This is a genomic window from Geodermatophilus sp. URMC 62 (assembly GCF_052931475.1).
In genome coordinates, this window is the sequence record NZ_JBRFHY010000001.1 from 5,548,358 (window position 1) to 5,568,396 (window position 20,039).

Annotated in this window: 25 protein-coding genes and 1 pseudogene; 20 read left to right on the forward strand and 6 right to left on the reverse strand. The window is 72.9% G+C overall.

The features are described from left to right. The first annotated feature begins 116 nt into the window (after positions 1–116). Both helR and ACU616_RS26620 read left to right on the forward strand, forming a co-directional pair. Entirely contained in the window at positions 117–2,264 is a 2,148-nt protein-coding gene (helR, locus tag ACU616_RS26615; protein WP_446761399.1) for an RNA polymerase recycling motor ATPase HelR, read from the forward strand. Between the two features lie 30 nt (positions 2,265–2,294). Beyond that, a complete protein-coding gene (locus ACU616_RS26620; protein WP_446761400.1) occupies positions 2,295–3,359 on the forward strand; it encodes a DUF2332 domain-containing protein in 1,065 nt (354 codons plus the stop codon). Between the two features lie 64 nt (positions 3,360–3,423). Here the strand turns inward: ACU616_RS26620 and ACU616_RS26625 are convergent, their stop codons facing one another. From ACU616_RS26625 to ACU616_RS26640, 4 genes are all read right to left on the reverse strand, one after another. Then, positions 3,424–4,020: a maleylpyruvate isomerase family mycothiol-dependent enzyme gene (locus ACU616_RS26625; RefSeq protein ID WP_446761401.1), complete on the reverse strand. Its 597-nt coding sequence runs from the start codon at positions 4,018–4,020 to the stop codon at positions 3,424–3,426. A gap of 16 nt (positions 4,021–4,036) precedes the next feature. After that, positions 4,037–4,471, reverse strand: coding sequence for an SRPBCC family protein (locus tag ACU616_RS26630; protein WP_446761402.1), 435 nt, complete (start codon positions 4,469–4,471; stop codon positions 4,037–4,039). Next, positions 4,468–4,812, reverse strand: a complete 345-nt coding sequence (locus ACU616_RS26635; protein ID WP_446761403.1) for an ArsR/SmtB family transcription factor — start codon at positions 4,810–4,812, stop codon at positions 4,468–4,470. Before ACU616_RS26635 ends, ACU616_RS26630 begins: the two co-directional genes overlap by 4 nt. Positions 4,813–5,069: 257 nt before the next feature. Further along, complete coding sequence (locus tag ACU616_RS26640) at positions 5,070–5,255, reverse strand: hypothetical protein (protein WP_446761404.1); 186 nt, start codon at positions 5,253–5,255, stop codon at positions 5,070–5,072. 97 nt (positions 5,256–5,352) lie between these two features. On the opposite strand from ACU616_RS26640, the gene ACU616_RS26645 reads away from it, so the two are divergent. Further along, the gene (locus ACU616_RS26645) at positions 5,353–5,877 is read left to right on the forward strand and encodes a ferritin (protein ID WP_446761405.1); all 525 of its coding nucleotides are present in this window, start codon (positions 5,353–5,355) and stop codon (positions 5,875–5,877) included. Between the two features lie 156 nt (positions 5,878–6,033). Here the strand turns inward: ACU616_RS26645 and ACU616_RS26650 are convergent, their stop codons facing one another. Then, the gene (locus ACU616_RS26650; protein WP_446761406.1) at positions 6,034–6,600 is read right to left on the reverse strand and encodes a dihydrofolate reductase family protein; all 567 of its coding nucleotides are present in this window, start codon (positions 6,598–6,600) and stop codon (positions 6,034–6,036) included. 377 nt (positions 6,601–6,977) lie between these two features. Between ACU616_RS26650 and ACU616_RS26655 the strand changes: the two genes are divergently transcribed. Together ACU616_RS26655 and ACU616_RS26660 are read left to right on the forward strand one after the other, a co-directional pair. Beyond that, positions 6,978–7,265 carry a type II toxin-antitoxin system Phd/YefM family antitoxin gene (locus tag ACU616_RS26655; protein ID WP_446761407.1) on the forward strand — a complete coding sequence of 96 codons (288 nt, stop codon included), beginning with the start codon at positions 6,978–6,980 and terminating at the stop codon, positions 7,263–7,265. Beyond that, on the forward strand, positions 7,262–7,528 hold the full coding sequence (locus ACU616_RS26660; protein WP_446761408.1) for a type II toxin-antitoxin system RelE family toxin: 267 nt from the start codon (positions 7,262–7,264) through the stop codon (positions 7,526–7,528). Before ACU616_RS26655 ends, ACU616_RS26660 begins: the two co-directional genes overlap by 4 nt. 169 nt (positions 7,529–7,697) lie before the next feature. Here the strand turns inward: ACU616_RS26660 and ACU616_RS26665 are convergent, their stop codons facing one another. Beyond that, positions 7,698–8,279: a helix-turn-helix domain-containing protein gene (locus tag ACU616_RS26665; RefSeq protein WP_446761409.1), complete on the reverse strand. Its 582-nt coding sequence runs from the start codon at positions 8,277–8,279 to the stop codon at positions 7,698–7,700. A gap of 76 nt (positions 8,280–8,355) precedes the next feature. On the opposite strand from ACU616_RS26665, the gene ACU616_RS26670 reads away from it, so the two are divergent. The 15 genes and pseudogenes from ACU616_RS26670 to ACU616_RS26740 form a co-directional block, all read left to right on the forward strand. Continuing rightward, complete coding sequence (locus ACU616_RS26670) at positions 8,356–9,291, forward strand: NAD(P)/FAD-dependent oxidoreductase (protein ID WP_446761410.1); 936 nt, start codon at positions 8,356–8,358, stop codon at positions 9,289–9,291. Between the two features lie 59 nt (positions 9,292–9,350). Continuing rightward, positions 9,351–9,626 carry a hypothetical protein gene (locus tag ACU616_RS26675; RefSeq protein ID WP_446761411.1) on the forward strand — a complete coding sequence of 92 codons (276 nt, stop codon included), beginning with the start codon at positions 9,351–9,353 and terminating at the stop codon, positions 9,624–9,626. A gap of 175 nt (positions 9,627–9,801) precedes the next feature. Continuing rightward, positions 9,802–10,557 carry a DUF4389 domain-containing protein gene (locus tag ACU616_RS26680; protein ID WP_446761412.1) on the forward strand — a complete coding sequence of 252 codons (756 nt, stop codon included), beginning with the start codon at positions 9,802–9,804 and terminating at the stop codon, positions 10,555–10,557. 294 nt (positions 10,558–10,851) lie between these two features. After that, a complete protein-coding gene (locus tag ACU616_RS26685; RefSeq protein ID WP_446761413.1) occupies positions 10,852–11,664 on the forward strand; it encodes a DUF4386 domain-containing protein in 813 nt (270 codons plus the stop codon). Next, complete coding sequence (locus tag ACU616_RS26690) at positions 11,661–12,263, forward strand: hypothetical protein (protein ID WP_446761414.1); 603 nt, start codon at positions 11,661–11,663, stop codon at positions 12,261–12,263. Before ACU616_RS26685 ends, ACU616_RS26690 begins: the two co-directional genes overlap by 4 nt. After that, positions 12,260–13,204 (forward strand): NAD-dependent epimerase/dehydratase family protein, encoded by a 945-nt coding sequence (locus ACU616_RS26695; protein WP_446761415.1) that lies wholly within the window; start codon positions 12,260–12,262, stop codon positions 13,202–13,204. Before ACU616_RS26690 ends, ACU616_RS26695 begins: the two co-directional genes overlap by 4 nt. Further along, a complete protein-coding gene (locus ACU616_RS26700) occupies positions 13,197–13,655 on the forward strand; it encodes a hypothetical protein (RefSeq protein ID WP_446761416.1) in 459 nt (152 codons plus the stop codon). The genes ACU616_RS26695 and ACU616_RS26700 overlap by 8 nt, the downstream gene beginning before the upstream one ends. 96 nt (positions 13,656–13,751) lie before the next feature. Further along, on the forward strand, positions 13,752–14,771 hold the full coding sequence (locus ACU616_RS26705) for an NAD(P)-dependent alcohol dehydrogenase (RefSeq protein WP_446761417.1): 1,020 nt from the start codon (positions 13,752–13,754) through the stop codon (positions 14,769–14,771). Positions 14,772–14,925: 154 nt separating this feature from the next. Beyond that, a complete protein-coding gene (locus ACU616_RS26710; RefSeq protein ID WP_446761418.1) occupies positions 14,926–15,654 on the forward strand; it encodes an SDR family NAD(P)-dependent oxidoreductase in 729 nt (242 codons plus the stop codon). 64 nt (positions 15,655–15,718) lie between these two features. Then, a complete protein-coding gene (locus ACU616_RS26715; protein WP_446761419.1) occupies positions 15,719–16,618 on the forward strand; it encodes an ABC transporter ATP-binding protein in 900 nt (299 codons plus the stop codon). Continuing rightward, entirely contained in the window at positions 16,615–17,418 is an 804-nt protein-coding gene (locus ACU616_RS26720) for an ABC transporter permease (RefSeq protein ID WP_446761420.1), read from the forward strand. The genes ACU616_RS26715 and ACU616_RS26720 overlap by 4 nt, the downstream gene beginning before the upstream one ends. 127 nt (positions 17,419–17,545) lie before the next feature. After that, positions 17,546–18,001, forward strand: a complete 456-nt coding sequence (locus tag ACU616_RS26725) for a hypothetical protein (protein ID WP_446761421.1) — start codon at positions 17,546–17,548, stop codon at positions 17,999–18,001. A gap of 91 nt (positions 18,002–18,092) precedes the next feature. Then, entirely contained in the window at positions 18,093–18,899 is an 807-nt protein-coding gene (locus ACU616_RS26730) for a DUF4386 domain-containing protein (protein ID WP_446761422.1), read from the forward strand. Positions 18,900–19,127: 228 nt separating this feature from the next. Then, entirely contained in the window at positions 19,128–19,568 is a 441-nt protein-coding gene (locus ACU616_RS26735; RefSeq protein WP_446761423.1) for an SRPBCC family protein, read from the forward strand. Next, positions 19,525–19,992: pseudogene (locus tag ACU616_RS26740) on the forward strand (tyrosine-type recombinase/integrase); the annotation flags it as partial. The gene ACU616_RS26735 and the pseudogene ACU616_RS26740, both read left to right, overlap by 44 nt. Between the last annotated feature and the right edge of the window lie 47 nt (positions 19,993–20,039).

Here is a 20,039-nt window from a genome sequence, read left to right on the forward strand (position 1 = left end):
TCGGGTCGCAGAATCGCCGCCCGAGGTCGGGGTGTGCAGATCCTGGGGGGCGCGAGATGTCCGTGTCGTCGTCGAACCGTGGCGCGGGGACGCCGGTCCGGGACCGGAGCGGCCGCGTGCCGGCCGCCGGCCCGTTCGCCCTCCCCGACCACCTCGCCGCCAAGGCCGACCCGGCCCTGATCGCCGACGACGAGCGGCACCTCGCGGCCGTCGGGGAGAGCCTCGAGCAGGTGATCGCCGACCTGTCCGAGCGCCTCGACGCCGAGCGCCGGGCGCCCGGCGGCAGCGGCGAGGAGGCCCTCGACCGGGACCTGGAGGTCCACCGGCTGACCGCCCGGCTGCGCACGCTGCGCCGCTTCGGTCTCGACCTGTGCCTCGGGCGGATGGACCCGGCGGACGGCTCCGAGCCGGTGTACGTCGGACGACTCGGTCTCACCGACAGCGCCGGACGCCGGCTGCTGGTCGACTGGCGCTCCCCCGCCGCCGCGCCGTTCTTCGGCGCCACCCACGCCGACCCGATGGGCCTGGCCAGCCGCCGCCGGTACCGCTGGACCCGCGGCCGGGTCACCGACTACTGGGACGAGGTGTTCACCCCCGACGGCTTCGCCGGGCACGCCGCCGCGCTCGACGACCAGTCCGCCTTCATCGCCAGCCTGGGCGGCAACCGGTCCGACCGCATGAGGGACGTGCTCGGCACCATCCAGGCCGACCAGGACGCGATCATCCGCGCCGGGTCCCGCGGCGCCCTCGTCGTCGACGGCGGACCGGGCACCGGCAAGACCGTCGTCGCGCTGCACCGCACGGCCTACCTCCTCTACTCCGACCCCCGCCTGGGACACCACCGCGGCGGCGTGCTGTTCGTCGGTCCGCACCAGCCCTACCTGGCCTACGTCTCCGACGTCCTCCCCAGCCTCGGTGAGGAGGGCGTGCGGACCTGCACGCTGCGCGACCTCGTCCCCGAGGGGGCCACCGCGACGGTCGAGACCGATCCGCACGTGGCCGCGCTCAAGGCGTCGGCGGGGCTGGTGGGGGCGGTCGAGGCGGCGGTGCGCTTCTACGAGGAGCCACCGGCGACGGGGATGACGGTCACCACGCCCTGGGCCGACGTCCGGCTGGGCGCCGACGACTGGGCGGAGGCGTTCGAGGCCCCCGACCCCGGCACCCCGCACAACGAGGCGCGCGGCCGGGTGTGGGAGGAGCTGCTCGCGATCCTGGTCGACGCGCACGACGACGAGGACGTGTCCCCCGACCTCGTGCGCAGGTGGCTGCTGCAGGACGCAGAGCTGCGGGCCGCCTTCGACCGGGCCTGGCCGCTGCTGGAGGCCACCGACGTCGTCGGGGACCTGTGGTCGGTCCCGGCCTACCTGCGCCGGTGCGCACCCTGGCTCGGCGCGGACGACGTCCGGGCGCTGCAGCGCGCGGAGCCCCGGGCCTGGACGGTGTCCGACCTGCCGCTGCTCGACGCCGCCCGGCAGCGGCTCGGCGACCCGGGGGTGGAACGACGGCGGCACCGGCGGGAGGTCGCCGCCGCCCGCGAACGCGAGCGCATGGCCGGCGTCATCGACGAGCTGATCGCGACCGACGACTCCGAGCTGCTGCTGATGACGACCCTGCGCCACCAGGACCTCCGCGACGCCCTGGTCGACGAGGCCGCCCTGCCCACCGCCGACCCGGACGTCCTCGCCGGCCCGTTCGCGCACGTCGTCGTGGACGAGGCCCAGGAGCTGACCGACGCGGAGTGGCAGATGCTGCGGAGCCGCTGCCCGTCGGGGAGCCTCACCGTCGTCGGGGACCGCGCCCAGGCCCGGCACGGGTTCCCCGAGTCGTGGCAGGAGCGGCTCGGCCGGGTGGGGCTGCACGAGGTGCGGGTGGCGTCGCTGACCATCAACTACCGGACGCCGGAGGAGGTCATGGCCGAGGCCGAGCCGGTCATCCGGGCCGTGCTCCCGGACGCCAACGTGCCGACCTCCATCCGCACCGGCGGGCGTCCCGTCGTCCACGGGTCGACGTCGGACCTGGGCCCGGTCCTCGACGCGTGGCTCGCCGCGCACGGCGAGGGGACCGCCTGCGTCGTCGGCGACCCCGCGTTCCCGGCCACGTCCCGCGTCCGGTCGCTGGACCCGGTGCTGACGAAGGGTCTGGAGTTCGACCTGGTCGTCCTCGTCGACCCGGAGGCGTTCGGCACGGGCGTCGAGGGAGCCGTCGACCGCTACGTCGCGATGACCCGGGCGACCCAGCAGCTCGTCGTCCTCACGAGCGCCTGAGCGGGACGCCCGAGCCGGACAGGAGGCGCCGTGACCGGAGCCCGCACGCTCGCCCAGGTGTACCGGCGCTTCGGTGAGGTCGAGGCCGCGGGCACCTCGCCGCTGTACGGGCGCGTCGCCGTCGCCCTGAGCGGCTCTCCCGAGGCGCTGCGCGCCGTCGAGGCGGTACCGGCGCGCAGGCGGCACCCCGCGCTGGTCCTCGCCGCGCTGCACGACCTCGCCCTCGCCGGACGCGCCCCGGAGCTCGCCGCGGCCTGGGCCGCCGGGGACGGCGACGCGGCCGCCGGGGCGGCGATCGACACGTTGCTGCGGATGACCGACACGGTCGCGGCCACCGCCGCGCGCCGGCGGACGCAGACCCTGGAGACCGCGCGCTGCGCCGTCCTGTACCCGGCCGTCGCCGAGGCGGTGCGCCGGGCGGGCGCGGACGCGGTCGGGCTGATCGCCGTGGGCTCCCCGGCCGGCCTCGACCTGCACCTCGACGGCGTGGGCATCACCTACGGCGACGGGCGGTCGCTGGGCGATCCGTCGTCCCGGGTGCAGCTGTCGTCGTCGGTCGTGGGCAAGCGGCCCGTGCCGATGCGGGCGGTGCCCGAGGTGGTCGCCCGGATCGGCGTCGACCCCGATCCGGTCGACGTGACCGACCCGGACGACGCCCGGTGGTTGCGCGCCTGCCTGCCACCGGACGCCCCGGAGCGGAGGGCGGCGCTCGACGCGGCGCTGGCGCTGGCGGCGACGGCTCCTCCGCTGCTGCTGCGGGGGGACGCCGTCGCGGTGCTGCGCGACGCCGTCGCGCGCGTCCCGGCGGACGCCCTGCCCGTCGTCACCACGGCGTGGGTGCTGTCGGGCCACCCGCTCGAGAGCCGCCTGCGCTTCCTGCAGCGCCTCGACGACGCGGCGGCCGGCCGGGCGGTGGCGTGGGTGTCGGTGGAAGGGGTCGGGGTCGCGCCGGCGGTGCCGACGCTCGGCGACCGCCGCGCCTCGGGCCACAGCACCATCGGCGTCGCGGTGCTCGACGGGCCGGCCCTGCGCGTCGAGGCGATCGGCCGCTGCTGGTCGAGGGGCCGCGTGCTGTCGTGGCTGGCCGACTCCTGAGGAGCTGCCGACGGCGAGCGAGGTGGTCGCCGCGAACGACACGACGCCGGCCACCGGGCGCGCCTCACCGGCGCGGCAGGGTCCGTCCGTCGGGCAGGGTGCGGCCGCCCAGGAGCGCCACGAGGGAACCGATGTCCGCGCGCACGACGTCCCCGCTGCCCCAGCTCCAGTCGGTGTCGGTGGCCTCGAGGCGGACGCCGGCCAGGTCGACGCCGAACCACGCGCCGTCGGCGGCGGTGAGCTGGTCGAGGACGGCGACCACGGCCTCGCTCGGCGCGACCGCCGGCCGGTCGAGCGCGACGGTGACGTCGAGGGAGTGGATGACCGCGTGGCTGAGCGCGCCGGCCGCGCCGCCGCCCGGCGGCTGCCAGGCGTGCAGCAGCGGGGAGCGCAGGGCGTCCAGGTGCTGGTCGAGCGGCAGGGAGGCGTCGCGAGCGGCCACGGTGTCGGAGAGCACGGCGAAGTCCCCGCCGGCCGCCGCCATCCCGGCGCCGAACTGCGCGGGGGTCAGCCGGGCCGGCATCGTCACGTGCGCGACCACGTGGCGGACCTGCCACCCCGCGCACAGCGTGGGGGCGTCCCAGGTCTCGGCGGGCGCGGAGGCGAGCAGGTCGGCGAGGCCCTCGCAGGTCGGTGCCACCCAGGACTGCAGGTCGGTCACGGTCGCTCCTCACGGATCAGGCGGGCCGGGTCACGCGGGCGAGGTGCTCCTCGAGCTCGTCGAGGGAGCTGAGGAAGCCGGCGCGGGCCTCGGGTGAGCGCATGGGCTCGGGCACGTGCCGCTGGTGGATGACGACCTCGGTGCAGCCGTCGCCGAGGTCGGTGAGCGTGCTGGTGGTGTGCACGCCAGTGGCCGGCTCGACCCAGGCGAGCCGTTCGGGCGGGACGACCTCGGTGAACGTGGCGACCATCCGGTGGCTGCCGTGGTCGCCGACCATCAGCGTCTCGAACCGGCCTCCGGCGTGGAGCTCGACGACGATGCCGTCCAGCGGGGTGTGCATGCCACGCGGACCCCAGAACTGCGCGAGCTCGGCGGGCTCGGTGAGACACCGCCACACCAGCTCGCGCGGCGCGCGGAGGACCCGCCGGTGGACCAGCTCGTCGGCGGTCACCGCTGCTCGCCGTCCTGCAGGCGGGCCAGACGGACCTCGAGCCGGTCCATCCGCTCGGACCACGTCCGGCGGCTCTCCTCCAGCCACGACACCGCGGCCTCCAGCGCCTGCGGTTCCAGCCGGCACGGGCGGGTCTGCCGGTTCCGGCCGCGGCTGACCAGGCCGCACCGCTCGAGCACCCCGATGTGCTGCGACACGGCCTGCAGGGTCATGTCGTACGGGGCCGCGAGTTCCCCGACCGTCGCCTCGCCCTCGCTCAGCCGGGCCACGATGCCGCGCCGGGTGCGGTCGGCGAGCGCGGCGAACACCGCGTCGAGCCGCTCGTCGTCGAAAGCTGTCACGCTGTCTATTCAAGTCGATGCTTCATCAAGCGTCAACTGGAGGACGGCAGCACCCGTCCGCTGCGACAGGCCTGCGACGCCGGGGCCGCCGAGTGATCGCCGGCGGCTCCGGCCCGGCTACGCAGGTCGGGGCGGCGCCAGCCGGTCCCGGCACGGGATGTCCAGCGCTCCGCGCCGACGGGCAGGACGGGGAGGGACACCACGCCCTCGGGCAGCGGGAGCGCCCCGTGGGCCACCGGCCGGCCCGACGGCGACGGTCAGGCAGCCTTCCGGGTGCTCTTGGCCAGCACCCTGTCGGCCTTGTCCAGCTTGACCAGGCGGCGCTTCTTGACCGTGTAGCCCGGCGGGAGCGTCCCCTCGGCGAGGGCGCGGAGGGGGCACCGCTTGCAGCGCGGCCTGTCCTCGCAACACTTCTTCTTGGGCATGCGCGCCGACTTCGCCACCCGGTGAGGCTAGCCTCTCCTTCCCGCGCGATCCACGGCACCGGCGAGTCACCGGATAACGTCCGGAGACCGCCACCACACACGTCCGGGAGTCCTGATGGCCGCCCCTGCCTTCGTCGAGCTGCTGAACACGCAGGTCGGCAACGAGTTCGCCGCGCACCAGCAGTACGTCGCCTGCGCCGTCTACTTCGACCAGCTGACCATGCCCCGGACGGCGCAGCTCTTCTTCGACCAGGCGCTCGAGGAGCGTCAGCACGCCATGATGATGGTCCGCTACCTGCTCGACTCCGACGCGCCGGTGCGCATCCCCGCCGTCGCGGCCCCGGTCACCGAGTTCCCGGACGTCGTCGCGCCGGTCGCCCTGGCGCTGGAGCAGGAGAAGCGGGTCACCGAGCAGATCAACGCGCTGATCGGTGTCGCGCGGCGGGAGAACGACTTCGCCTCCGACCAGTTCATGCAGTGGTTCATCAAGGAGCAGATCGAGGAGGTCAGCAAGATGAGCGACCTGCTCACCGTCGTGAAGCGCTCCACCCACGACCTGGAGACCATCGAGGACTACGTGCTCCGGGAGGTCACGGCCGAGACCGCCGACCCCACCGCGCCACCGGTGGCCGGGGCCTGAGCCGAGGGGCTCGGTGCCAGCCGTGCACGGGAGGCCGACCGAGCGGTCGAGGCCTGGTGCGCCACGCACCTGTCGGGCCACACCCGCTCCCGGCGCAGGACGGCACGTGCTCCCGGACGCCCCGCGTGTCTCACCCTGGCCGCTCGACGTCGGCAGCTAGGGCCGTCGGACGGCGTAGCGCAGCAGGACGACCCCGTTGCCGAACGGCCGGTTCTCCACCAGCTCCAGGTCGGTCGGGTCGTCCGCGGTCTCGAACAGCCGTCGACCGCGGCCGACGACGACCGGGTTGACGTAGAGCCGGTACTCGTCGACCAGGTCCAGCCGGCGGAAGGTCTCGGCCAGGTCCACCCCGCCGAGCGTCATGTCCCCGCCGGGCTGCTGCTGCAGCGCGCGGATCTCGTCGGGGTCCACCTCGGTCCGCAGCGAGGCGTTCGGGCCGACCTCCTGCAGCGTGCGGGAGAACACGATCTTCGGCACCGCCCGCCAGATGCCGGCGAACTCGTGCATGACCGGCGGGAAGTCGGGGTTCTGGTCGGCGGTCGGCCAGACCGCTTCCATCAGCTCGTAGGTGACCCGGCCCTCTAGGAAGGCGCTCTTGGTCGCGAGCTGCTCGTTGAAGTGCGCGTGCAGCTCCTCGTCGACGCGGTGCCAGCTCAGGTCGTGATCCGGCCCCTCGAAGTAGCCGTCCAGCGACAGCATCATGTGCACGACGATCTTCCGCATGCGTCCTCCTGGTCCACGCCCGGTCCAGCAGCTCGGACCGGCGGACGCGCACGATCTCATCGGTCCCGGCGGGTGTGCGCTTGGCACGGCTTGTCGGGGAACGGACGACGTGCGGACCGGGCACCCCTGCGACCTCGTGACCCGCAGGTCAGCGGGGGCGACGGACGAGTCGGCCTGTACGCCGGGACCGACTCCGGGTTCCGGCCGACGCCGGACAGCGTTGGACACGGCTGTCGAGCGGGGCTTCTGCCGTTGGTCGTCGTCGGCTCGCACCAGCGAGAATCGGGTGTTCCGAGGACTGATCGAGGACGGTTCGCCGCCCGTGCGATCCGAGATCCGCCTTGTTCTCGCCAGACAGTCGCCAAGAATTCTGGGCTATGGCCACGCTACCGCTGTCCGAGGTCAAGGCGCGCCTGTCGGAGATCGCCGAAGAGGTGGCGGCGACGCACGAACGTGTCCAGATCACGAAGAACGGGCGCGACTACGTGGTGCTGCTGGCCGCCGAGGATCTCGAGTCCATCGAGGCGACACTGGAGCTGCTCAGCGACCCCGAGGCCCGGTCACGCACCGCTCGCGCTGAGGAAGAGATCGAGCGAGGTGACGTCCTTGACGAAGCGCAGGTTCGCGCGCTGCTCGCCGCCCGGCGGTCCGGATCGACCGAGTGAGCTTCCGGGTCGTCGTGACCCGGACGGCCGCTCGGCAGCTGGCTGAGCGCCTGCCGGAGTCCGCGGCGACCGCCTGCATCGAGTTCCTGTTCGGCCCACTGGCGGACGACCCCCACCGCGTCGGCGCAGCGCTGCGTGCACCGTTCGACGGCCAGTGGCGCGCGCGGCGAGGTGGATACCGCGTCCGCTACGGCATCGACGATGCGAGCAGCGTCGTCTACGTGCTCGACATCGATCACCGCAGAGGCGCACACCGCAGCTGAACCGCAGGCGGATGGAAGCGGGTCACGGGGAGCGCGCCGGGGTGTTCGGACGGCCCCGCGCTCCTCCGCGCGCAGCCACCGTCGGTCGTTCGCCCCGTAGTACAGCGCGGAGACGCAGGTGCCGGCGAGTGCCACCAGAGCTACGCGTTCGAGCCCCTGACCTCGATCGTCACCTCTGCGTTGAAGTCGCGCGGACGCGCATCCGCTCGCCCTGCTCTCCGAACAGGCTCAAGACCTCCGCGGACTGGTCCCCGGTGCTGCCGAACCAGTGCGGCACGTGGGTGTCGAACTCGGCGACCTCACCGCGTCCGAGGACGAGGTCCTGCTCGCCGAGGAGGAGGCGCATGCGGCCGGTCAGGACGTACAACCACTCGTGGCCCTCGTGGGAGCGGAGTTGGGGCTCGACCGTCGAGGTGGGGATGAGGATCTTGCGGGCCTGGATGCCGCCGGGCTGCTGCGTGAGCGGGATGACGGTCCGCCCGCGGGCGCGGTGCGGCTTGAGGCGAAGGCGCGGATCGGCAACCTCGGGTGCGCCGACGAGGTCGTCCAGCGGCACGCGGTAGGCCTGCGCGAGCGGGAGGAGGAGTTCCAGGCTGGGGCGTCGCTGACCGGTCTCCAGCCGGGACAGGGTGCTCTTCGAGATGCCGGTCGTCGCCGCGAGACCGGTCAGCGTCACACCCCGCCCGGTGCGCAGCCGTTTCAGTCGCGGCCCCACCTGATCGAGCGCCGCCGCGATCGCCGTGGTGTCCACGCACCCATCCCACCGCGTTTCCCGGAAACAGGGACGTTTGTTGTCGCGCCGGTGACGCCCCCGCCAGCCTTCCGGCATGAGCGATCACGACGTAGTGGTCATCGGCGGCGGCGCGGCCGGGCTGTCGGCAGCGCTGGCGCTGACCCGGGCCCGCCGCCGCGTTCTCGTGGTCGACGCAGGAACGCCGCGCAACGCCCCCGCCACGCACGTGCAGGGATTCCTGTCCCGCGACGGCCTGCCGCCCGGTGACCTCCTGGCGCTCGGACGGGCGGAGGTGACCGGCTACGGCGGGGAGATCCTGCCCGGCACCGTCGGCGAGATCGTGCGGTGCGGCACCGCCGGGTTCTGGGCACTCCTCTCCGACGGCCGGCGGATCTCGACGCGCCGACTGCTGGTGACCACCGGCCTGCGAGACGAACTGCCCGACATCCCCGGATTGCGGGACCGGTGGGCGCGCGACGTGCTGCACTGTCCGTACTGCCACGGCTACGAGGTCCGGGACCAGCCCCTCGGCGTCCTCGGTGGTTCACCCGACGCAGTCCGCTACACCCAGATCATCCGCCAATGGGCCGACGACGTCGTCCTCTTCACGCAGACCGGCAGCCTCACCGCCGCCGAGCGAGCGCAGCTGGTGGCCCGGGCCATCGGGATCGTCGAAGGCCCGGTGAAGCAGGTCCTGGCCGAGGACGACCGGCTGTCCGGCGTCGAACTCGACGACGGGCGCATCATCCCGCGGACGGCGCTGTTCGTTCCGCCGCGGTTCATCCCCAACAACGACCTGCTGGTCGGCCTGGGCTGCGCCCTCGACGAGAACGGCTGGGTCACCACCGGTCCCCACGGGTCGACCAGCGTCGGCGGCGTCTGGGTCGCCGGCAACGTCGCCAACCCGCGCGCCCAGGTCATCACCGCCGCCGGCGAAGGTTCCGCGGCCGCCATCGCCATCAACGGTGACCTCGTCGAGGAGGACGTCCGCGCCGCCGTGCACGCCTTCACCACCGGCGCCGTGGTCTGAGACCCCCGCGCGGACCCGCGCCGCCCCGCACCCACCACCCCTCGACCCCAGGAGCACCCATGTCCGACCGTCCCGCGAACCCCGCGTCCGCGCCGATCGCACCGCCGAGCAAGCACCAGTTGGCGCTGATGATCTGGCTGGCCGTCTTCCCCACCCTCACCCTGCTCAACCTGGCACTGGGCGACTGGCTGAAGACGCTGCCGCCCCTGCTGCGCACCTTCGTGCTGGCCACCGTCGCGGTGCCGATCGTGGTCTACGGGCTGATGCCCCAGCTGCATCGGCTGCGGGTCCGCCTCACCAGCCGGCCGACCATCTCGCGCGGGAGGATCCGGTGACCGCCGTCCAGGCCCGGGATGCAGGGCCGCGGCTGCGCCCCTTGACTCCCGCTCCGGCCGCGAGGATGGTCCCCGGCGCCACCTCACGTCGTGAGGTGCGCATGCAGCGGGGGCGCTCCACCGGCACTCCGGCGTTCGCCGGGATCGGCACGAGCCGATGGGCGGAGAGGTCGTCATGACCGAGCACCGCCCGTCCTACCCCGTGCGCGTGGACGGGGCAGCCGAGCCCGAAGCCGTCTCCCGCGGGCTGTGGCTGGTCAAGTGGCTGCTGCTGGTGCCGCACCTGGTCGTGCTGCTGTTCCTGTGGCTGGCGTTCTACGCGGTCGGGATCGTCGCGTTCTTCGCGATCCTCATCACCGGCCGCTACCCGCGAGCGCTGTTCGACTTCACCGTCGGCGTGCTGCGCTGGTCGTGGCGGGTGCACTACTACGGCTACGGGGCGCTGGCCACCGACCGCTACCCGCCCTTCACCCTCGCCGAGGTCGCGGACTACCCGGCGCACCTGGACGTCGCCTATCCCGAACGGCTGTCCCGCGGACTGGTCCTGGTCAAGTGGTGGCTGCTGGCCATCCCGCAGTACGTGATCGTCGGCGTCTTCGTCGGCGGCGGCCTGTGGTTCGGCGCGCACGGGCAGCACAGCAGCGACGCGTGGGCGGCCGGCGGACTGGTCGGGCTGCTCGTGCTCATCGCCGGCATCGTCGTCCTGTTCACGGGCCGCTACCCCCGCCCGCTGTACGACCTCATCCTCGGCATGGACCGCTGGGCGCTGCGGGTCGCCGCCTACGCGGCGCTGATGACCGACCGGTACCCGCCGTTCCGGCTCGACCAGGGCGGCACCGACCCCGGCTCGACACCGGCCGTCCCCACGGCCCCACCGCCCTCCGGGGTGCCCGGCGGTCCCACTCCGGTCGCCCCCGCGCCAGTCGGGTAGCCGGCGTTCCGACCGCCCCACGGAGAGGACGCGTTCGTGCGGCCCCAGCGACGGGCGAGCATCGAGCGCCAATCTCATCGGTAGGCCAGGACGGCCTTCCACCCCCACACCTGACCAGGCGGGGCACCCACTGACCCGTTCCTCCTTCCGGACTCACAACCGATCTGTCGGTTCCCTGAGCATCGGGCTCGACCACACGGGCTCGGTCGTCCGCTCATCACCGATCCGGTGGGGGCGGGTGCCCGGTCTCCTTCCTGCTCCTGCACGTGCCCGGCGACACGGAAAGGCCTCCAGATGACTGCTGTGCACGAGAGCAACGGCCTGCGCCGGACGACCGGCGCGCTGTTCCTCGGCGGCGCCCTGACGTTCGGTGCGGCGGCGACGGCGCTGTCGTCGACCTTCGAGTGGCCCGACATCCTCCGGCAGCCCGCCGACGTGGTGCTGCCGGCGTTCGTCGCCGGTGGCACGAGCCTGGTGTGGACCTGGTTCGCCACGGCCTGGACGTACGCGCTCCTGCTCGTCCCGATCCTGCTGCTGCCGGCCGTACTGGGGCGACGCAGCGACCCGGTACTGCGGGCGGCCACCCATGTCGGCGCCACCTCGGTGGTACTCGCACTGATCGGGTTCCTGCGATGGGTGTTCGTCGTCCCCGCGCTGGCCGATTCCTACGTCACCGGCGATGCCACCACCCGGGCGGCGGTCGACGCGGCATGGACCGCCCAACACCAGTTCGGCGGCGCACTGCTGGGCGAGCACCTGGGGCAGCTGCTGGCCCTCGGCTGGTCGGTCACCCTGAGCGTGATCATCCTGCGCACCCGCGTCCTGCCTCGATGGCTCGGCGCCACCGGGCTGGTGGTCAGCGCGCTGTACCTGACCAACCAGGGCGACATCCTCGCCACCGCCGTGCCGGGCTTCCCGGTCTGGGATCTGGGCGGCCTCATCGGCAGCACGACCTGGGGCCTGTGGGTGGCCGCCCTGGGCGTGATGGTCCTGCTGCGGGCGCCGCGCTCTGCCGGCGCCGCCAGCCACGAGGACGAGTCGAGCAACTCGGCGAGCCTTCCCTCCCCGCGCGCCGGCTCCGGCCGGCGTCAGGAGCTGATCCCGTGACCGCTCACGCCGGACCTCGCGCGTCTCGCCTTCGTCGGTGGCTCGTCTGGACCGCAGGTTTCCTCGCGTTCCCGATCGCCGGGCTGGCCGGAACCGGGGTCGCGGGCCGTGTCGACAGCCCGCTTGCCGCACTGCTCGGTGGGGCGGTTGCCGGCCTCGTCATCGGCCTGGGGCAGGTCCTGGCCAGCCTCGGGCGGCTCGACATCCGCAGGTGGGTGGCGGCGACCGGCATCGGCATGGGCCTGGGTCTGCTCCTGGGCGCCGTCACGGTCGGCTACGGCACCTCCCTCGCCGACCTCGCGCTGATGGGCGCCCTCACCGGTCTGGTCCTCGGGCCCGCGCAGGCCCTGGCGCTGCCCCCCGGCACGCGCCGGCGATGGCTGTGGGCCGCCGCAGTGCCCGCCCTCTGGGCGCTGGGCTGGACCGCCACCACCCTCGGCGGAATCGCCGTCGAGGAGCAGTTCACCGTCTTCGGCGCCTACGGCGCGGTGACCTTCTCCGCCCTCTCCGGACTGCTCCTGCTGCGGCTCCTGCCCGACCACCCGGCAGCCGGCTCCGCAGCCGCACCCACACCGGCGCCGAGCGAGGCCCGGGCATGACCGCCGCCCCACGGCACGTCGTCTTCGGCACCGGCGCGATCGGCCTCGCCACCCTCGACGCGCTGCGCCGCCGTGGCGAGACCGCCCGGCTCGTCAATCGCTCCGGGCACGCCCGCGTCTCCGACGAGACGGAGGTCGTCGCCGGGGACGCCCGCGACCCCGCCTTCACCACCGAGGTCGCCCGCGGAGCAGCCGTCGTGTACCAGACGCTCAACCCGCCCTATCCCGAGTGGACCGCGCAGTTCCCCCGGCTGCAGGCCGGCGTGCTGGCCGCCGCGGAGGCGTCCGGCGCCCGGCTGGTCAGCATGGAGAACGTCTACACCTACGGCCGCCCCGCCGGACGCGTGCTCACCGAGGACCTGCCCGACGGAGCGCACACCAAGAAGGGCCAGCTCCGGGGCCGCATGGCCCGCGAACTGCTCGCCGCGCACGACGCGGGACGCGTCGAGGTCGCGATCGGGCGCGCCTCGGACTACTTCGGCCCGCGGGGCGGCGCGCAATCCAACCTCGGCGACCGCCTCTTCCCGGCCGCCCTGGCCGGCAAGACCGCCACCGTGCTCGGCGACCCCGACCAGCCGCACACCTACACGTTCATCCCCGACATCGGCGAAGGCCTCGCCGTCCTCGGCGAGCACCCCGACGCGCCCGGTCAGGTGTGGCACCTGCCCAACGACCCGAACACCCGCACCACTCGCCAGCTGGTCGACATCGTCTACCGGCAGGCAGGCCACCCGGCCGGCAGGCTTCGCTCGCTGCCCTCGCTCGCGCTGCGGGCACTGGGCCTGATCGACCCGACCATGCGGGAGCTGGTCGAGATGCAGTACCAGTTCGCCGAGCCGTTCATCGTCGACAGCACCAAGATCACCAACAAGCTCGGCGTCGAGGCCACCCCGCTCGAGCAGGCGCTCGCCGACACCGGGCGGACCTACTCCCATGGCTGACACCGACGTCGTCTGGCCCGTCGGCACCACCGACCAGGACCCGGGCCTCGCCGACCGCCCGCTCGTCTTCGCCCCGAAGGGCTTCCTGATCGCCATCCTCCCGGACGCCGGCACGGCCGAACAGGCCGCGGCGGAGCTGCGCACCGCCGGGTTCACCGACCAGCAGCTGAGGATCTTCACCGGCGAGCAGATCCTCGAGGACTACGCCCGCTACCGCGCGCAGATGAGCCTGCCCCGCCGCGTCGCCGCGGCGGTCACCGACGACCAGGAGACCCTCGACCTCTACCACGGGCATGCCCGCGACAGCCGGGCAGCGCTCTGGGTCCACGTCACCGACGACGACGAGGCCCGCCGCGCCATCCGTGGCCTCTCCGGCTCTCGCACGCTGCACATCCGGCACTACGGCCGCCATCGGCAGAGCGACGTCGTCCTCCAGCGCCCCACGTCCTGAACGACCCGGTCAACGACGAGAGAAGACGGTCCGATGGCGACCACGCAGTCCAGCCCGATCAAAGACCCGCCCGCCACGGCCGGAGGCCGCCTCACCATGACGTCGGTCGTACAGGACCGCTACGGCCCCGCCCCCGAGGAACTCCTCCGCGTCGCACAGATCGACCGGCCCACCATCGCGGACGACGAGGTCCTCGTCCGGGTCCAAGCCGCCAGCGTCGACCGTGGCACCTGGCACATCATGGCCGGGCTGCCCTACCCCATCCGGCTCGCCGGCTTCGGGGTGCGCCGTCCCCAGTACACCAACCCAGGACGGAGTCTGGCAGGAACGGTCGAGGCGGTCGGGACCGCCGTGACCGGCTTCGCGCGGGGCGGGGCCGTGTTCGGTGTCGGCTACGCCACCTTCGCCGAGTACGCCCGCGCGCGACCGGACAAGCTGGCCGCCAAGCCGGTGAACCTCACCTTCGACCAGGCGGCCGCCGTGCCCGTCTCCGGGCTGACCGCGCTGCAGGCCGTCCGCGACCACGGACGGGTTCAGGCCGGCCACCGGGTGCTCGTCATCGGCGCCTCCGGTGGAGTGGGCAGCTTCGCCGTGCAGATCGCCAAGGCGTTCGGGGCCGAGGTCACCGGCGTGTGCAGCACGGCGAAGGTCGACTCGGTCCGGGCGTTGGGCGCCGACCACGTCATCGACCACACCCGGGAAGACGCCACCGACGGCAGGCACCGCTACGACGTCGTCCTCGACACCGGCGGCAACGGCCGGCTGTCCCGGCTGCGCCGCGCGCTCCCCCCGCGGGGACGGCTGGTCATCGTCGGCGGCGAGACCGACGGACGGTGGCTGGGTGGCAGCGACCGCCAGATCCGGGCCACGGTGCTGTCGGCGTTCATCGGTCAGAAGCTCGGCACCTTCGTCGCGTCGGAGAACGCCGCTGACCTCAGCGCCCTGCGCGAGCTCATCGAGGCCGGCACGGTCACCCCCGCCGTCGACCGGGTCTACCCGCTCACCGGCGTCGCGGCGGCGATCCGTCACCTGCTCGACGGGCGGGCCCGCGGCAAGCTCGTCGTCTCCGTCGCCCCCACCACGACCCCCACCCCGGACGCGGGGAGCGCGGCATGACGGAGGACCCAACCCCTCTACCCCGTCCGCGTCGACTCGGCGCTGAACCACCGGCACTCACCACCCCCGTGGGACGAGCCCCGCGCCGCCTCGGTGTGCCGCCGGCCCGGAGCGGCGCAATGACCGCTGCGGGCATCCTCCGAAAGGCGCCGACATGATGCAGGCTCACCACCGGTCGCGGCCGATGATCGGGAAGACGGTGCTGGTCACCGGCTGCACCGGAGGCATCGGCAAGGCGACGGCCCTCCGCCTCGCCGCGCTCGGCGCTCACGTCGCAGTCACCGGCCGCGACCCCCAGCGGACGGAGGACGCCGTCCGCGAGATCCGTGCCGCCGGCGGCGGACCGGTGGATTCGTTCACCGCCGACCTGTCCACCCAGTCCGAGGTGCGGCGGGTGGCCGGCGAGGCGCTCGGGCGCCTGCCCCGCACCGACGCGCTCGTCAACGACGTCGGGGGCTACTGGAACACCCGGCACCTCACCGCGGACGGGCTCGAACGCACCTTCGCCCTCAACCACCTCGCGCCGTTCCTGCTCACCAACCTGCTCCTCGACCGGCTCGAGGACAGCGCCCGCGCCCGCGTGGTCATCGTCGCCTCCAACGCCCTGCAACCGGGCATGGTGCGCACCGGCTTCGGCGCCGACGACCCCGCAGGCACCCAACGGGTCTTCGTCCCGCCGCTGCGGCCGTTCATGACGTCGGTGGCCCGAGGCGCAGTCACCTCCATTCACGTGACCTCGGCCCCTGAGCTGGCGGAGGTGAGCGGCCGGTACTTCGTCAGCAGCACAGCCACGAGGTCCTCCCCGCGCAGCTACGGCGAGGCCGTGACTCGGCGGCTCTGGCAGGTCAGCGCCGGACCGGTCGGGCTCACCGCGACCGGCTGAACCACCCATCGGCGCTCGGCCGACCCCCACACCGCCCATCAGCCCGAAGTCAGCGAGTTGGAACATGATCACCATCGACAGGCTCACCAAGCAGTACGGCGCCACCCTCGCCGTCAACGACGTCAGCTTCACCGCCTCCCCGGGTCGGGTCACCGGTTTTCTGGGACCGAACGGGGCCGGGAAGTCGACCACCCTGCGCATCATGGTCGGGCTCACCCGACCCGACGCCGGGAGCGCCACCATCGCCGGGCGCCGCTACGTGGACCTGCCCAACCCGGGACTCGAGGTCGGCGTCCTGCTGGACGCCTCGGCTCAGCACGCCGGGCGCACCGGCCGGGAGATCCTCACCCTGGCCCAGCAGTTCATGGGGCTGCCGCGGGCCCGCGTCGAGGAGATGCTGGAGATCGTCAGTCTGACGACGGCCGAGGCGTCGCGTCGGGTGGGCGATTACTCACTCGGGATGCGTCAACGGCTCGGGATCGCGACCGCCTTGATCGGTGACCCTGACGTGCTGATCCTCGACGAGCCCGCCAACGGCCTGGACCCGGCCGGGATCCGGTGGATGCGTGACCTGCTCCGCGGCTACGCCGACCGCGGCGGCACGGTCCTGCTGTCCTCGCACCTCCTCCACGAGATCGAGGTCATCGCCGACGACATCGTCATGATCGGGCTCGGCCGCATCGTCTCGATGGGCGCCAAGACCGATCTACTCCACCAGGTCGGCACCGTCGTCGGTGCCGTCGACCTCCTGGCGCTCGAGCTCGCCCTCACCCAGCGCGGGCTGACCGCCACCCCCGCCGACGGCTCGACGCTGCACACCGAGGCGGCCGCCGCCCTGGTCGGGCAGGTCGCCTTCGACGCCGGCATCCCGCTCACCGAGCTCCGGGCCGCCGCCGGCGCCGGGCTCGAAGACACGTTCCTCCAGCTCACCGCCGGCACCCAACGAGAAGGAGCACCGGCATGACCGCCATCGCAGCAGGCCGGGCCGGCATCCCTCGCGCGACCGTCGAGCCGATACCCCTGACCCGGATCATCGCGGTCGAGCTCCGCAAGATGTTCGACACCCGCTCGGGGTTCTGGCTGATCGCCAGCATCGCGATCACCTCGCTGCTCGCTGCGGGCGGCGTCATCCTGTGGGCCCCGGACGGCAACCTCACCTACTCGACCTTCGCGACTGCCATCCGGTTCCCGGTCGTCATCATCCTGCCGCTGATCGCGATCCTGGCGGTCACCAGCGAGTGGAGCCAACGCACCGGACTCACCACGTTCACCCTGGTCCCACACCGCAGCCGCATCATCACCGCCAAGGCCATCTCGTCAGTCGGCATCGCCATCGCCGCCATGGTTCTGGCGTTCGCGGTGGGCGCGCTGGGGAACCTGGCGGGCGCCGCCATCAGAGGTACGGCCCTGGTCTGGGACGTGACTGTGACCCAGTGCCTCTACTACGTCCTGGGAATGGTGCTGAGCCTGCTCATCGGCTTCATGCTCGGAGTGCTCTTCCGGGCCTCCATCGGGGCGCTCGTGGCCTACTTCGTGCTCACCTTCCTCATCCCCACCGTGTTCGGGCTGCTGGCCAACTCCCAACACTGGTTCCACACCCTGCAGCCCTGGGTCGACATCCAGTTCGCCCAAGCCGGACTGTTCCTCTTCGCCCACGCCCTGACCGGCGAGGAATGGGCCCACATCGCCGTCACCGGCGTCACGTGGCTGCTCATCCCCCTGCTGATCGGCCTCCGTCTGGTCATGAGGTCCGAAGTCAAGTAAGTGCAGCCAGGGCGAGGTCGTCTGATCGGTCCCGTCCGTGTGCACGACTCCCGACCCACCGCACGGCGTTCGCCCGCAGCGGCACGAGCCGCCTGCACACCGCGCACCACCACTCCGAAGGTGACCCATGACCGCCACCGCGCACACCCCGGCCGCGTCCGGCCGTTCCCCGAGTGTCGACGCGGAGGAGCTGCCGCTGTGGCGGCTGCACGCGATGAGAGTCGGCTACGCGCTCATGGGCGTCGGCCTCGCCATCGTGAAATGGCCGCTGGTCATCGACTACGACCAGTCCTTCCCGCTCTACGAAGGAGTCGTCGCCGTCCTGCTCACCGCGATGTCACTCCTGGCGTTCCTGGGGCTGCGGTACCCGGTGCGGCTGTTGCCGATCCTGATCCTCGAGGTGCTCTGGAAGCTGATCTGGCTGGGCGTGGTCGCTCTCCCCGCGGCCGCGACAGGTTCCGTGGACACGGCCATGTCGACGGTGCTCGTCAACTGCTCGCTGGTCGTCCTCATCCTGGCCGTCGTGCCCTGGGGGTACGTCTGGCGCCACTACGTCGTCGCGAAGGGCGACCGGTGGCGATGAATCGCCGCACCGCGTCCCCCGGCGCGGCCCCTGACTTGCCCACAGCGGCGACCGCCGCTGCGTCCTCGCACCGACGCCCAGGAAGCCGACCATGACCGCCACCGCGCACACCCCGGCCGCCGCACGACCCGCGACGAACCTGATGAGAGGTAGAGCCCGCCTCGCCGGCGTGCTCTACCTGCTCACCTTCGTCTCGATCCCCACCCTCGCGCTCTACAACCCCATCCGGGAACACGCCGACTTCATCCTGGGAGCCGGAAGCCAGACCGGCGTGCTCTGGGGCGCCTTCACCGAGGTGATCGTCGGCGTTGCCGGCATCAGCACCGCGCTCGTGCTGTTCCCTGTACTCAGGCGGCAGAACGAGTCCGCCGCCCTCGGGCTGGTCGCCGCCCGACTCGTGGAGACCACGCTCATCTTCGTCAGCGTCACGAGCCTGCTCACGATCATCACCCTGCGCACCGACGTCGCCGGAACCGCCGGCGCGGACAACGCCTCGCTGACCACGACCGGCCACACCCTGCTCGCGGCCTACGACCGGACGTTCCTGCTCTCGCAGAGCCTCATGCCCGTCTTCTGCGACCTCCTCCTGGGCTACCTGCTCTTCAGGTCCCGCCTGGTACCTCGCATCCTCCCGATCGTCGCGTTCGTCGGCGCCCCGCTGCTGCTCGCCTCCGACATCGCGATCTTCTTCGGGGTCTACGACCGGGTGGCGCTCCTCGCCGGGCTCGCCGTGATCCCGGTCGCTGCCTTCGAGCTCTCCGTCGGGATCTGGTTGCTCGTCAAGGGCTTCAACCCCGCCTCCCCTGTGTTGGCGCGACCGAACACCGAGGTCGGGATTCCCGCCCCGAGGACGGGCCACCCCCAGCTCGACGAGCGGGGCGCGGAACTCGTCCGATAGCGGGCCGACCACGGGCCGCTGCCCGCACGACATACCCGCGCGGATTCGGGCCGCGTTCCTCACCTCATCGACGCAGGGCCCCGGTCGGCCCACCGGGGCACTGCGTCGGTCTCGGGGATCAGGGTGCCGGCAGGGTCGGCCGCCGCCCGGGACTCCGAGCCGGGCTGGGATGCAGGACGCGCAACCACCCCCTTCCGACTGACCCGCCGCATCCCCCCGGAGGCCACCATGCGCACCATCACCCGCACCGTCGAACTCGACGCCACCCCACAGCAGGTGTGGGAGGTGCTGACCGACGCCCGCGCACACGCCGACTGGAACCCGTTCATCACCAAGATGGACGGCGCCCTGGAGGTCGGCCGGCAGATCGAGGTCCGCATCGCTCCGCCCGGCGGCAAGCCGATGACCTTCCGTCCCACGGTCACCCGTGTTGACCCGGCACACCACCTGGCGTGGCTCGGCCACCTCCTCCTGCCCGGCCTGTTCGACGGGGCGCACTCCTTCACCCTCGAGCCGCTGCCCGACAACCGCACCCAGCTGACCCAGAGCGAGACCTTCCGTGGCCTCTTGGTCTCCCTCACGGGCGGTCTCCTGCAGCGCACGGAGGCGGGTTTCGCCGCGATGAATGAGGCGCTGCGTCAGCGGCTGGCTCAACGGCACTCCGCCTGAACCGCAAGGGGGCAACAGGTCGTTGCCCAACAGCGATCTCGGTGGAGACCCCCACGAGCCTGTGAGCGCACTCCTCCGGGATCGCGGCCGAGCACCCGATGCGGCGGCGCCGGGTTGGCCGAGCCGACCGACAGCTCCACCCGGCCGGGTGTCGGCCAGCTCGTCGGCGATCTGGAAGCCGGAGTTGCCGCTACCCACGACCAGGCGGCTGGGTGGTTCCACGGTGACGGGTGGCGCTGTCCGGCGGGCCGCCTTCTCGGCCCGCATCTGGCAGCCGTCAGTGACGGCCGCCGGCCTGCCGAGGTGCGTCACGTTCCACTCGCTGCGGCACTTCTCCGCCAGCCTGCTCATCCGGCACGGCGAGTCGGTGAAGACCGTCCAGGCGCGGCTCGGTCACGCGAGCGCCGCCGAGACGCTCGACACCTACAGCCACCTCTGGCCCGACTCGGACGACCGGACGCGGCCGCCGTC